Source organism: Streptomyces sp. NPDC008121, assembly GCF_042957155.1.
Classification (GTDB): domain Bacteria; phylum Actinomycetota; class Actinomycetes; order Streptomycetales; family Streptomycetaceae; genus Streptomyces.
This window is the reverse complement of sequence record NZ_JBIBHT010000001.1, coordinates 986,380-999,253: the sequence shown is the minus strand read 5'-3', so window position 1 is coordinate 999,253 and position 12,874 is coordinate 986,380. Positions and strand designations below refer to the sequence as shown.

12 protein-coding genes are annotated in these 12,874 nt (G+C 74.8%); 7 read left to right on the top strand and 5 right to left on the bottom strand.

The genetic code is table 11. From position 1 onward, the window contains the following. The first annotated feature begins 38 nt into the window (after nucleotides 1-38). The 5 genes from ACFZBD_RS04220 (at nucleotide 39) to pntB (ending at nucleotide 5,143) form a co-directional block, all read left to right on the top strand. Nucleotides 39-569 carry an LAETG motif-containing sortase-dependent surface protein gene (locus ACFZBD_RS04220; protein WP_391134989.1) on the top strand — a complete coding sequence of 177 codons (531 nt, stop codon included), beginning with the start codon at nucleotides 39-41 and terminating at the stop codon, nucleotides 567-569. Nucleotides 570-577: 8 nt separating this feature from the next. After that, nucleotides 578-1,306 (top strand): SigE family RNA polymerase sigma factor, encoded by a 729-nt coding sequence (locus tag ACFZBD_RS04215; RefSeq protein WP_391134985.1) that lies wholly within the window; start codon nucleotides 578-580, stop codon nucleotides 1,304-1,306. Further along, nucleotides 1,303-1,827 carry a hypothetical protein gene (locus tag ACFZBD_RS04210; RefSeq protein ID WP_391134982.1) on the top strand — a complete coding sequence of 175 codons (525 nt, stop codon included), beginning with the start codon at nucleotides 1,303-1,305 and terminating at the stop codon, nucleotides 1,825-1,827. The genes ACFZBD_RS04215 and ACFZBD_RS04210 overlap by 4 nt, the downstream gene beginning before the upstream one ends. Nucleotides 1,828-2,196: 369 nt before the next feature. After that, the gene (locus ACFZBD_RS04205; protein WP_391134979.1) at nucleotides 2,197-3,723 is read left to right on the top strand and encodes a Re/Si-specific NAD(P)(+) transhydrogenase subunit alpha; all 1,527 of its coding nucleotides are present in this window, start codon (nucleotides 2,197-2,199) and stop codon (nucleotides 3,721-3,723) included. A 1-nt stretch (nucleotide 3,724) separates the two neighbouring features. Further along, a complete protein-coding gene (pntB, locus tag ACFZBD_RS04200; RefSeq protein ID WP_391134976.1) occupies nucleotides 3,725-5,143 on the top strand; it encodes a Re/Si-specific NAD(P)(+) transhydrogenase subunit beta in 1,419 nt (472 codons plus the stop codon). 133 nt (nucleotides 5,144-5,276) lie between these two features. Here the strand turns inward: pntB and ACFZBD_RS04195 are convergent, their stop codons facing one another. Beyond that, a complete protein-coding gene (locus tag ACFZBD_RS04195; RefSeq protein WP_391134973.1) occupies nucleotides 5,277-6,377 on the bottom strand; it encodes a molybdopterin-dependent oxidoreductase in 1,101 nt (366 codons plus the stop codon). A 174-nt stretch (nucleotides 6,378-6,551) separates the two neighbouring features. Here ACFZBD_RS04195 and ACFZBD_RS04190 point away from each other — a divergent pair, with 174 nt between their 5' ends. Beyond that, a complete protein-coding gene (locus tag ACFZBD_RS04190; protein WP_391134970.1) occupies nucleotides 6,552-7,349 on the top strand; it encodes a VOC family protein in 798 nt (265 codons plus the stop codon). Nucleotides 7,350-7,406: 57 nt separating this feature from the next. Here the strand turns inward: ACFZBD_RS04190 and ACFZBD_RS04185 are convergent, their stop codons facing one another. Beyond that, nucleotides 7,407-8,654 carry an amidohydrolase gene (locus ACFZBD_RS04185; protein ID WP_391135941.1) on the bottom strand — a complete coding sequence of 416 codons (1,248 nt, stop codon included), beginning with the start codon at nucleotides 8,652-8,654 and terminating at the stop codon, nucleotides 7,407-7,409. Nucleotides 8,655-8,835: 181 nt separating this feature from the next. Here ACFZBD_RS04185 and ACFZBD_RS04180 point away from each other — a divergent pair, with 181 nt between their 5' ends. Then, nucleotides 8,836-9,006 (top strand): thiazolylpeptide-type bacteriocin, encoded by a 171-nt coding sequence (locus ACFZBD_RS04180; protein WP_030757923.1) that lies wholly within the window; start codon nucleotides 8,836-8,838, stop codon nucleotides 9,004-9,006. A 126-nt stretch (nucleotides 9,007-9,132) separates the two neighbouring features. Here the strand turns inward: ACFZBD_RS04180 and ACFZBD_RS04175 are convergent, their stop codons facing one another. From ACFZBD_RS04175 to ACFZBD_RS04165, 3 genes are read right to left on the bottom strand one after another with little or no spacing between them, the layout of a single operon-like run. Then, nucleotides 9,133-11,052 (bottom strand): TOMM precursor leader peptide-binding protein, encoded by a 1,920-nt coding sequence (locus tag ACFZBD_RS04175; protein WP_391135938.1) that lies wholly within the window; start codon nucleotides 11,050-11,052, stop codon nucleotides 9,133-9,135. A 20-nt stretch (nucleotides 11,053-11,072) separates the two neighbouring features. Next, complete coding sequence (locus ACFZBD_RS04170) at nucleotides 11,073-11,828, bottom strand: ABC transporter permease (RefSeq protein WP_391134967.1); 756 nt, start codon at nucleotides 11,826-11,828, stop codon at nucleotides 11,073-11,075. A gap of 2 nt (nucleotides 11,829-11,830) precedes the next feature. Further along, on the bottom strand, nucleotides 11,831-12,820 hold the full coding sequence (locus tag ACFZBD_RS04165; RefSeq protein WP_391134964.1) for an ATP-binding cassette domain-containing protein: 990 nt from the start codon (nucleotides 12,818-12,820) through the stop codon (nucleotides 11,831-11,833). Nucleotides 12,821-12,874 lie beyond the last annotated feature (54 nt).

Below are 12,874 nucleotides of genomic sequence, written 5' to 3'. Positions count from 1 at the left end.
GTGCCCCTTTCCCGACCCGACCGTGGAGAAATACCGTGATGAACCTGAAGCGCGTCCCCCGCACCTTGCGCCGGGCGGCCGTCACCGCCGCCACGGCGGGGGCGGTCGTCGCCCTCGCCGGCCCGGCGACGGCGGCGGCGGGCTCCGCCGCGTCCGCTCCCGCGCCGGCCCCCGCCTCCAGCGCGACGCCGAGCGCCGCACCGATGGCACCCTCGGACGCCGTGAGGCCGACCCCTTCCGTGAGCGCGCCCGCCGGTGCCGTGAAGCCGACCCCCTCCGTGAGCGCGCCCGCCGGTGCCGTCAAGCCGAGCCCGTCCGTCAGCGTGCCCGCCGGCAGTCGGCCCAGCGCGTCGCCGAGCCTGCCCGGCGAGGACACCGGCAGCGCACCCAGCGCGGCCCCGAGCGCGGTCGGCAGCGACGCCCCGCGGCCCGCGGCCTCCCCCGCCGGCCCCGAACTCGCCCATACCGGCTCCTCCGCGACCACCGCCGCGCTGGGGGCCGGGGCCGCCGTTCTCGTCGCCGCCGGCGCCGGCACTCTGTACGCCGTGCGGCGCCGCGCCAACGGCTGAGGAATCCCGTGCTCCACCTCGCACCGCCTGTCGGCCCCCTCACGCCCGGTCACCCCCGGGCGTGGCGGGGCCTGTGGCCGTTCCTGCGCCGCGACCGTGCCACGCCCGCCGCGCAGCCGGCGCCGTACCGGTCGGGTCGCCCCGTACACCCGTACGACACCCCGTACGCCCCCGGGTTCGGACAGCGCCCGCACGAACCCGGGCTCGACAGCCCCCTCCGCGCCGGCACGACCGCCGGTCCCGGCGACGGCCCGCCGACGGTCACGGCGCTGTACCACGCCCACCGGCTGCGGATGGTCCGCCTCGCGGTGCTCCTCGTCGACGACCTGGCGACCGCGGAGGACGTGGTCCAGGACGCCTTCACGGCGCTGTACCGCCGTCACGGCGAGCACATCACCGAGGTGGACAACGCCGTCGGCTACCTGCGTACCGCCGTGGTCAACACCTCGCGCTCGGTCCTGCGCCGGCGGCGGACCGCCCGCGCCTGGAGCCCGCCCGCACCGTCCGACGTACCGTCCGCGGAGGCGCACGTGGTCCTGGACGAGGCGCACCGCGAAGTGCTCGCCGCACTCGGCCGGCTGACGCCGCGCCGCCGCCAGGTGCTGGTGCTGCGGTACTGGGCGGAGCTCAGCGAGGCGGAGATCGCGAGCACCCTCGGGATCAGCCGCGGCGCGGTGAAGTCCAACGCGAGCAGGGCCCTGGACGCACTGGAACGGATCCTGGAGGGACGGGTATGACCTACGGCGAACCCCCGGCCGAACGCACCGTCGAGCGCAGGCTGCGGGAAGCCCTGGACGCCCGCGCGGCGGCGGTCACGGTCCGCGAGCTGCGCCCCGCCGATCCGCCGGGGCCGCGGGTACGGAGGCTCGGGCTGCGCCGGGTGGGGCTCCCCCTCGCCGGGCTCGCCGCCGCGGCGGCGGCCGTGACGGGCTACCTCGTGCTCACCCCGGACCCGGCTCCGGTCCGCCCGGTGCCGCCCGCCGCCCCGCCCGAGATCGGCCGCCCGTCGCCGTCGTCGACGCCGTCGCCGCCGGCCACGCCGACACCGTCGTCCTCGCCGTCCGTGAGTTCGCCGCCGCGCTCCACGCCGAGCCCCGGCCCGGACGGTCCGTCCGGGGGCTCGCCCGCCCCGTCGGGCGGCTCGGGCCCGTCGGCGACGCCCGGTCCACCGTCCCCGTCCGCGACCCCCTCGGCGACCCGGCCCACGCACCTCGACCCCGCCCCGCCCGCCAGGTCCTCAGGCCCGTCGGGCCTCTGACGGCACGTACGGAAGCGGCCCGAGAGGGGGGCGGTGGCCCGAACGGCCGGCCGCGGGCCGCCGCGTACGGGGGAGAGGGCGGCGAGCGCGGGCCGTTCGGTCGCGACCGGCCCGGGGCACCTCCTCGGCCGCACCGGCCGGGCGCCCGGTGAGCCGTCCGCCGGAACGGGATCGGTACATGCCCGGCGAAAACGCCACCCGCGCTGATCCGGGCCGCGTCGAATGTTGCATGCGCCTCATCTGTGGGTGCTGTTCAAGGGGAGCTTCCAGCGGCCAAGCTGAGCGCGCGCTTCCGGCTCTTCGCGGGCGCACTTCTTGTCGAGTTGACCACATGCCGTTGACGGCCAGAGCAGCGAACGGAGAACACCCGTGATTGTGGGAGTCCTCAAGGAAGCGCGGGCAGGTGAGAGTCGCGTTTCGGCCACGCCGGCCACCATCGAACAGATCCGCAAACTGGGATACGACGTGGTCGTCGACCCGGGCGCGGGCGTCGCCGCCGGCTTCCCCGATGGTGCCTATGAGACGGCCGGCGCGACCATCGGCGACGCCGCGGCCGCGGACGTGGTGCTCGGGGTCAACGCCCCGGCCCCGTCCCAATTGGACCGGGTCCGGCCGACGGCGACGGTGATCGCGCTGTTCTCGCCGGCCTTCGACCTGGCGATGGTCGAGGATCTGGGCCGGCGCCCCTTCACGGCCCTGTCGATGGACGCCGTGCCGCGCATCAGCCGGGCGCAGTCGATGGACGTGCTGTCGTCGATGGCGAACATCGCCGGCTACCGCGCCGTCATCGAGGCCGCGCACGAGTTCGGGCGGTTCTTCACCGGCCAGGTGACGGCGGCGGGGAAGGTCCCGCCGGCGAAGGTGCTCGTCGCGGGCGCCGGGGTCGCGGGTCTGGCGGCGATCGGCGCGGCCGGGTCGCTCGGCGCGATCGTCCGGGCGACGGACCCGCGGCCGGAGGTGGCCGACCAGGTCCGCTCCCTGGGCGGCGAGTACCTGTCGATCGAGTCCCCGGAGACCGAGGTCTCGGCCACCGGCTACGCCAAGGAGATGGGCGACGACTACAAGGCGCGCGAGGCCGAGCTCTACGCCACGCAGTGCCGCGACGCCGACATCGTCATCACCACCGCGCTGATCCCGGGCCGCCCGGCGCCGACGCTGATCACCGCGGCGATGGTGGCGGCCATGAAGCCGGGTTCGGTGATCGTCGACATGGCGGCCGCCAACGGCGGCAACGTCGAGGGCACCGTGAAGGGCGAGAAGACCGTCACCGAGAACGGCGTGACGGTCATCGGCTACACCGACCTCGCGGGCCGGCTCCCGGCGCAGGCCTCGCAGCTCTACGGCACCAACCTGGTGAACCTGCTGAAGCTGATGACGCCCGGGAAGGACGCCCGGCTGGTCCTCGACTGGGACGACCCGGTGCAGCGCTCGATCACCGTGGTGCGCGAGGGCGAGTCGGCGTGGCCGCCCCCGCCGGTCCAGGTCTCCGCGGCCCCGGCGCCCGCCGCCGCGGCGGCCGCGGTGGAACCGGTGCCGAAGAAGGCGCCGATGACGGCGAAGCAGAAGTTCGGCGGCGTGGCGCTCGGCGCCCTGGCCCTGTTCCTCACCGCCGCCTTCGCCCCCGCGGCGATGCTGCCCCACGTGACGGTCTTCGTGCTCGCGATCGTGATCGGCTACTACGTCATCGGGCACGTCCATCACGCGCTGCACACCCCACTGATGTCGGTGACGAACGCGATCTCCGGGATCATCGTCGTCGGCGCGCTCCTGCAGATCGGGCGGACGAGCACGACGGTCACCGTGCTCTCGTTCGTCGCGATCCTCCTGGCCGGCATCAACGTCTTCGGCGGCTTCGCGGTGTCGCGTCGCATGCTCGCCATGTTCAACCGGAGCTGACATGACTGCGACCACCGCCGCCCAGGCGGCTTACCTCGTTGCCGCGCTGCTGTTCATCCTGGCGCTGGCAGGACTCTCCAAGCACGAATCGGCCCGGCTCGGCAACGCGTTCGGCATGCTCGGCATGGGTGTCGCGCTCGTCGCGACGGTCGTGCTCGCGGTGGACGGCGACGTCTCCACCGCCGGTCTCGGCCTGATGGCCGTCGCGATGCTGATCGGCGCGGTGATCGGCCTGCAGCGGGCCCGCGGCGTCGAGATGACCGGCATGCCCGAACTGATCGCCCTGCTGCACTCCTTCGTCGGTCTGGCCGCCGTGCTGGTGAGCTGGAACGGCTTCCTGAACGTCGAGAACGACCCGGACGGCCACGAGGCCGCGGCCCTGGACGCGCTCGGCACGCTGGGCATCCACCACGCCGAGGTGTTCATCGGCGTGTTCATCGGCGCGGTGACGTTCACCGGTTCCGTCGTCGCGTACCTGAAGCTCGCGGCGAAGATCGACTCCAAGCCGCTGGTGCTGCCCGGCAAGAATGCCCTGAACCTCGGCTCGCTGGGCCTGTTCGTCGCCCTGACGGTGTGGTTCGTGATCACACCGGAGCTGTGGCTGCTGATCGCCGTCACGACCCTGGCGCTGGCCCTCGGCTGGCACCTGGTGGCCTCGATCGGCGGCGGTGACATGCCGGTCGTGGTGTCGATGCTCAACAGCTACTCCGGCTGGGCCGCCGCCGCCTCGGGCTTCCTCCTCGGCAACGATCTGCTGATCGTCACCGGCGCACTGGTCGGCTCCTCCGGCGCCTACCTCAGCTACATCATGTGCAAGGCGATGAACCGCTCCTTCGTGGCGGTCATCGCCGGCGGCTTCGGCATCGAGGCGCCGTCGGGCTCGGACGTCGACTACGGCGAGCACACGGAGATCACCGCCCAGAACGCGGCCGAACTGCTCGGCTCCGCCCGGTCCGTGGTCATCACGCCCGGGTACGGCATGGCCGTCGCACAGGCCCAGTACCCGGTCGCGGAGCTCACCTCGAAGCTGCGCGCCAAGGGCGTCGACGTACGGTTCGGCATCCACCCGGTCGCCGGCCGCCTGCCCGGCCACATGAACGTGCTCCTCGCCGAGGCCAAGGTGCCGTACGACATCGTCCTGGAGATGGACGAGATCAACGACGACTTCGCCAAGACCGACGTCGTCCTCGTGATCGGCGCCAACGACACCGTCAACCCCGCCGGAGCCGAGGACCCCGGCAGCCCGATCGCCGGCATGCCGGTGCTCACCGTCTGGGAGGCCGGGAAGGTCATCGTGTTCAAGCGCTCGATGGCCTCGGGGTACGCGGGCGTGCAGAACCCGCTGTTCTTCCGCGAGAACACCTCGATGCTCTTCGGCGACGCGAAGGCCCGGGTGGAGGACATCGTCGGCGCCCTCTGAGCCCGACGGACGGAGGCCCCCGGCGCGGCGCGGACGAAGACACCCGCGCCGCGCCGGACCCGGGCACGGTCGAGCCAGGCGCCGGCCGCGGCGGATGCGGTCCGCAGGCCGGGGAAGAAGCCGCCGGGGCCGGTCAGCGGCTGAAGACCCGGACCCGCTGGATCGCGTTGTTGCCGAAACCGCCGCGGTTCCACGGGGGTTCGAGCGGCTGGGTGCGGCCCGAGGCGTCCGTGGCGCGGGCGGTCAGGACGTGGCGGCCCGGAGCGGCCGTCCACTCCGTATGCCAGGACTGCCAGGCACCCGGGTGCGCGTCCGGCGGCGCCAAGTCCGTCGGGGTCCACGTGCGGCCGTCGTCGGCGCTGAAGAGCACCTCGGTGACCGGGCCGTGGCCCGACCAGGCGCGGCCCTCCAGCCGGACCGGGCCGGCCCGCACGACGCGGGTACGGGACATGAAGTCCGGGAACCCCGGCGGGACGAGCAGGGCGCGCGGGGCGATCCGGTCGACCGGGACGCCGGGCTCCCCCGGGGCCTGGCGGTAGCGGTAGGCGACCGTCTGCTGGAAGCCGGTGAACGGGCGGTCGACCAGGGTGATGTCCCGCAGCCACTTCACGTGCGCCATGCCGTACCAGCCGGGGACGACCAGCCGCAGCGGGTACCCGTGCTGCGGCGGGAGCGGGGCGCCGTTCATGGCGTAGGCGAGCAGCACGTCCTCGGCCACCGGCAGCGCCAGAGCGCGCTGGTAGTCCTGCTCGACACCCCTCTCGACACCGTGGTCGGCCCCCGTGAACACGGCCTCGACGGCGCCGGATCCCACCCCCGCCGCGTCGAGCACCGACCGCAGGGGCGTCCCCGTCCAGTCGGCGGTGCCCACCGCCTCGACCAGCCACGGCTGGCTGACCGGCCGCGGCGCGAGCCGCGCCCGGCCGTTGCCCGCGCACTCCATCGTGACCCGGCGGGTGACGGCCGGCAGCGCGCGGAGGGCCGCCAGGTCCAGGTCGAGGGGGGTGCGTACCGAGCCGCCGACGGACAGCCGCCACGCCTCGCCGTCCGCCTCCGGGATGTCGTAGTGCACCAGGACGTAGTGCAGCCCGGCCGGGGTGACGTCGTAGCGCAGCGCCTCAAGGGGCAGACCGTGGTTGCGGGCCGCCAGCGCCAGCTCGTCCGCGCCGATGCCCTCGCCGGCGTCCGCCACGCGGCCGGGGGCGCTGACGTCCCGTAGCGACGACGGCTCCACCCCTCCATGGTCCCGCGCGGCGCCCCGCCCGGCACGTCAGGGCCGGAGCCCCGGCCGCCGGGGGTCACCGCCATGACCCTGGCGGCGAATGGAGGACGGCCGGGGCGTCGACGGGCGTGGGGCGGTCCGCGGTGCGAGGCTGGGGCGTACCGGATCTGCGGAAAGGCCAGTGCCATGATCACCACCGACTTCGTCCCCGGCTCCCCCTGCTGGCTCGACCTCGGCGCCCCCGACGTCGGAGCCGCCGCCGCCTTCTACGGCGCCGTGTTCGGATGGGAGTACGAGTCCATGGGCGACGGGGAGGACATGGAAGGCGGGATGTTCCGCAAGGACGGGAAGATCGTCGCCGGGCTCGGCAAGCTCACCGAGGAGGGCGCCCGCTCGGCCTGGATGATCTACTACAGCGTCGCCGACGCGGACGCCACGACCCAGGCGGTGGAACGGGCGGGCGGCACGGTCCGGGTCGCGCCGATGGACCTCGAGGAGTGGGGGCGGATGGCGCAGTACACCGACCCGCAGGGCGGACAGTTCGCCGTCTGGCAGCCGGGCCGGGACTCCGGCGTCGAGCTGGTGGACGAGCCGGGCTCGCTGTCCTGGACCGAGCTGTACACGACCGACGCCACGGCCGCCCGGGAGTTCTACGGCGGCCTCTTCGGCTGGCGGTTCGGCGACATGGAGCTGCCCGGCGGCGGGGGCACGTACACCCTCATCACTCCGGCCGGGCTCCCCGACGAGCGCATGCACGGCGGTCTCATGGCCCTGTCCGCGGAGGACCTGCGGCTCACGAACGGGCGGGCGTACTGGCACCCCGTCTTCGCCGTCGCCGACTGCGATGCCACCGTCGCCAAGGTGACCGAGAACGGCGGCCGGGTGCAGATGGGGCCGGAGGACGCGCCGGGCGTCGGCCGGCTCGCGGTCTGCCTCGACCGGGCGGACGCCGACTTCGTGGTCCTCACCCCCTCGGACGACTGAGCGGCGCCGGTACGGAGGCGGGGCCGGCCCCGCGTTTCGGAGCGCACGGGCCTCGCCTCATCGAGGTCGGTCAGCCGCGTCCAGACGGTCGAGTGCCGCCGCCGTCAGGGCCGTGATCGCGGGCGGGAGCGCCGTGCGGACGTCCGGGGCGAACAGGGGGGAGTGGTTGGGCGGAAGCCGCCCGCCCGAGGCGGCCCACTGCCGGGGGCTCGCCGTGCCCACCATCCAGTAGACGAGCGGGACACCCGCCTCGCCGTGCAGCGCGCGGCCCCCGTCGCCGTACAGCGGGAAGTCCTCGGAGGCGAGCGACGGCGGCCAGGTCCCGACCCGTTCGGGGCCGTGGAGCGCGATGTGGGCCTCCCGCACCGCCCGGGTCGCGGCGGCGTCGCCCCACAGCGCGGGCGTACGGGAGACCGTCGTGATCTCCGGTTCGACCGGGCAGCCGGACGCGGCGCACTCCGCCCGCACGACGCGCTCCACCGCCGCGAGGAACCGGTCCAGGGAGGCGTCGGTGAGCGCCCGCAGGCCGATGCCCAGCTCGGCCGTGTCGGGGACCACGTTCACCGCCGTGCCCGCCCGCACCGTGCCGACCGTGAGCGTGACCTGTTCGGCGGGGGCCGTCTCCCGGGCGACGACCGTCTGCAGACGGGTGATCACGGACGCGGCCGTGACCACCGGGTCCACGGTGAGGTGCGGGGTGGCGGCGTGGCCGCCGCGGCCGTGCACGACGACGGCCAGGGCAGCGCTCGCCGCCGTGACCGGCGCGTGCGCCGTGCCGTGCGCGACCATCCCGGCGGGCAGCGGCGCCGCGTGCTGGGCGAGGACGACGTCCGGTCGGCCGAACCGCTCGTACAGCCCGTCGCCCAGCATCGCGCGCGCCCCCGACAGGGTCTCCTCCGCCGGCTGGCCGACGACGACGAGCGTGCCGCGCCAGTGCCCGCGGCCACCCGCCAGCAGCTCCGCCGCCCCCGCGGCCGCGGCCAGGTGGAGGTCGTGGCCGCAGGCGTGCATGGCGCCGTTCCCGCTCGCGTACGGCAGTCCCGTCCGCTCCTCCACGGGCAGGGCGTCCAGCTCGGCCCGCAGGTAGACGCGCGGGCCCGGGCCGTTGCGGAGGACGCCGACGACGCCGTGGCCGCCGACGCCCCGGGCGACCTCCAGGCCGACGGCGGCGAGCCGGTCCGCGAACCGGGCGGCCGTGCGGCTCTCCTCGCCGGAGACCTCCGGGTCGCGGTGGAGCTCCAGATAGAGCGTGAGGGCGGGGCGCAGCGCCTCCCCGGCCCTGGCCAGGACGGGGTGGGCGGGCAGGGCGGGGGAGAGGGGATCGGGCCGGTCCACGGGGACTCCTGACGGGTCGTGGCATCCGCTGGCGCGGCGTGCCAGCGATATGTGTGCGGGAGACGTGCCGAACGGTGAGCGGCGCCCGGTGGAATGGACGCGTAGAGCCCGGACGGCCCCGGTCGCGGGGCCGCCGCCTTGAGGAGGCAGCATGAACAAGGACCTGAGCACCCTCGCCGACGAGATCCTCGAGCTCGAGGCCGAGACCTTCGAGATCTCCGACTACTCGGACGCCAGCGAGGTCGTGCTCGCCGGCTCCACGAGCACCAGCTCGACCTCGACCTGCAGCTCCACCACCAGCACCACCTCCTGCTCCGCCTGACGTCCGCCACAGGCACGGGACGCGCGCCCGGTATCCGTCTCCACGGCTGCCGGGCGCTTTCCTGTCACCGGAACCATGCTCTGCGGCGGCCGGAACCAGGGGCCCCGGCCGCCGGACCTGCGAGCGCTACGGGAACGGATGCGGCACCCTGCGGATCTCGGCGTCCGTCAGGTCCGTCGCCCGGTGCCCGCCGCGGCGCAGCGCCGTGCGCAGCCGCGGCATCAGGGGCGCCCGCTGCCGGTTCCAGCCGAAGTCGATCGGCAGCAGCCCGGGGACCAGGGTGGCGACCGTCCGCAGCCCCATCCGCTCCTGCTCGGGAGTGGTCTGGTCGACCACCACGACGTCGTGGCCCGCCGCGACGAGGGCGTCCGTCACGACCCGTACGTCGTCGCGCAGATCACCGGTCCGCGGCCGGCCGGTCGCCTCCCACGCGCGGTACGTCTCCTCGAAGGGACGCACCACCGTCGGCTCCAGATAGCCACGGGCGTGCTCGGCCATCCGCGGCAGGCCGTACAGCTGCGCGTGGTCCTTGAGGTGGCGTACGCGGTGGAAGTCGTCGGCCATGGCCTCCAGTTCGCCGCGCCGCTCCCGGGTCTGCCGGGAGAGGTGCGGGATGTACGTCAGCACCTCCGACAGGGCGCCCTCGACCGCTCCGAGCGGATCCAGCGAGGCCGCCGCGGCGAACGACAGCGTGCCGGGGCCGCCGTCCCGGCGGACGGCCACCGCCGTGACCACGGGGACCGGCAGGTCGACGCGGTTGTCCAGGACGTGGACGTCGTAGCCCTGGAGCGCGGCCCGCTCGGCCATCGCCGCCGCCGTGCCGCCGCCGACGGCCGCCAGGTCGATCCGGGGAAGCCGGGCGTCGCCGTACCAGGCGTTGAGGAAGGCGTCCCGCTCGACGAGTTCCAGCAGCCCGCCGAGGACCGCCTCCTCCAGACAGCCGCCGATGGCACAGCCGTTGGAGCATTCGAAGACGAAGTTGTCGGCCGCGAGCCCGGCGCTGTAGTACACGAGCCGCGAGGGGACCAGGACCGGCCGGTCGTCGCGCAGCGACCAGCCCCAATCCCAGGGGATGGCGCGGTCCGGGTCGAACGGGTCGACCAGCGGGTCGTCGCGGTAGGTGGCCGGGTCGTAGAAGCCGCAGACCGCCGGGTCGACCGCGTCGGCGCGCAGTGCGTTCCAGGATCCGGTGACCGGGGTGCGCCGGCCGCGCCGGTGGGTGCCGGCGTACCGCTCCAGCCCTTCCAGGAAGGCCAGCGTGCGGCTGGTGGAGAAGGCGTTCTCCTGGCCGCTCCAGGTCACGTCGTTGAGCCCGGCGTACCCGCGGACGAAGACGCTTCCGGCGACCGGCGCCGTCGTCGGCGAGGTGACGCCGAGCCAGGTGCCGCCGCCGAGCGCCCCGCAGACGGGGTTGGCGAGCGCCTCCTGCGGGAGGGGGTACGAGGACGCCGACCGCAGCCGGTACGCGCCGGGGTCGGGTTTCGGCCGGGAGGCGAGGGCCAGGGGCCGTGGCGCGGCCGGCTCCGGGGGTGGTGCGCAGTCGGGGCAGAGCGGGTCCGCGAGCAGGGGGTACGTGCGGATCCGCAGGGTCGCCGGATCGACGCGGGTGACCTGCGGCAGCGCCCGGTCGGCGGGGTGGGCGGCGGGCGGTTCGGCGCCGGGGCCGTCGAGCAGGGCCTGGCAGAGCGCGGCGACGGTGTCGTACACGTGGTCGGTGAGCAGCGGCCAGTCACCGGCCGGGGTGGGCGCCTCGGGGCCGCCGGTCTCCAGCGCGTCGCGCTCGCTGCGACTGCGCAGCCGCTGCCAGCGCAGGGCGAGGCAGCGCCCGCAGGCGGGCGCGGTGCCGTCGCCGCCCCAGGGGCCGACGATCACGGCCGAGGCGGTGAGGTGGACCCGGGCGTCGGCGCGGGCGCCGGCCCACGGGTCCGGGGCGCCAGGCCCGCCGCCCGGCGCGGCGGCGTCGGTGACGCCGACCGGGACGACCGGGACGTCACGGCCGAGCCGGCGCGCGAGCGCCGAGCGGAGGCCGGCCCGCGCCGCCTCCATCGGTCCGTCCGCTGCGGCGCTCACGAGGACCTCGTCCAGCGGAACGTCCTGAGCGCGACCACCCCGAAGAGGAGGGCGAACACGAGCAGTCCGACGCAGCCCACGACGACGTCGGAGGAGTCACCGCGGCCCGCGAGCGCGTGCGAGACCGCGTCGTTGAGGTAGCGCAACGGCATGACCAGCGACACCTTCTGGAGCCAGGACGGCATCGAGTCCATGGGGAAGAACGACCCGGACAGGAACGCCATCGGCAGCATGAGGAAGTTGGCCACCGCCGCGACCGACTCGGGCGTGTCGGCGAGCGAGCCGATGATCACGCCGAGCAGCAGGAAGGTGGTGATGCCGAGGAGGAGCACCGGGACCAGCAGCGGCCAGCCGGAGGCCGGTTCGAGACCGAAGACCGGCAGCATGGCCACGCCCACGAACAGCAGCGACTGCACGGCCCCCACGCCCAGGGCGATGACGTACCGGGAGCCGATGACGGCGGAGAGCGGCGCCGGGGACATGCGGATCAGCCGCAGGAGGTCGTCGGAGCGCCACTGCATGAGCGTGAACGCGATGCCGAACACGGCGGCGTTCGCCACGCCCCACGACAGCACCCCGGACGCGGTGTACGAGAGGTAGGTCAGGCCGCTCTCCTCCACGGACCGGCCGCGGAAGATCAGCCCGAAGACGACCAGGAAGAGGAGCGGGAAGGCGAAGGTGAAGAAGAGGGTGGTCTTGTCCCGGACCTGGGCGCGGTAGCCCGCCCCGGTCAGTGCGGCGTAGGCGCTCATGGTCACGGCTCCGTGGTCTCGGCGTGCGCGCGGTCGGACCGGCCGGCCGCGGTGAGGCGGGAGGTCAGGTCGAGGTAGACGTCCTCGAGGGTGGCGGTACGGGTCTGCACGCCGTCGAGTCCGGCGAGCCGGTCGACGGCGGCGAGGACCCGGCCGGCCGTCCGGGTCTCCAGGACGAGGGAGCCGCCCTGGACGGTGACCCGGTCCACCCCGCTGATCCCCGCGGCCTGTTCCTCGTCCAGCCGGCCCAGCGGCAGCAGCAGCCGGCTGGGGGCCTGGGAGGCGCCCACCAGGTTGTGCGGGGAGTCGGTGACGGCGATCCGGCCGTCCACCAGGATCGCGATCCGGTCGCAGAGGGCCTCGGCCTCGTCGAGGTGGTGGGTGGTGTAGACGATGGTGCGGCCCCGCGCCTTCAGGGCGCGCAGCACCTCCCACAGGTCGCGGCGGGCCTGCGGGTCGAGGGCGGCGGTCGGCTCGTCGAGGAAGATCAGCTCGGGGCCGTGGACGAGGGCCGAGGCGATGGCCAGCCGCTGGCGCTGCCCGCCGGAGAGGTTCTCCACCTGCACGTCGCGCCGGTCGGTGAGGCCCACGGTCTCCAGGGTGGCGTCGACGGCCGCCCGGGGCGCGCCGAACAGCGCGGCGACCGTGCGCAGATGCTCGTGCGCGGTCTGCCGGACGAAGAACGCCGAGGACTGGGTCTGGACGCCGATCCTGGGCAGCAACGCCGTGTCGCGGGGCCAGGGGGACGCGCCGAAGAGGGCGACCGTGCCCGTGTCGGCCCGGCGCAACCCCTCCATGATCTCCACCAGGGTGGACTTGCCCGCTCCGTTGGGGCCCAGGAGCCCGAAGAACTCGCCGGGGTGGATCTCCAGGGAGACGTCGTCCACCGCCTGCCGGTCCCCGTACCGCTTGGAGACCCCCTGGACGAGGACGGCGGCGGGCGGGGAGGTGTCCGCGCGGGATGTGGTCGGCATGGCCTGTCCTTCACTCATGTGGTGCGTCGGTCCTTCGGTGGTCGGGGGCGGGCAGGTGCGGGGCGGCGGGCC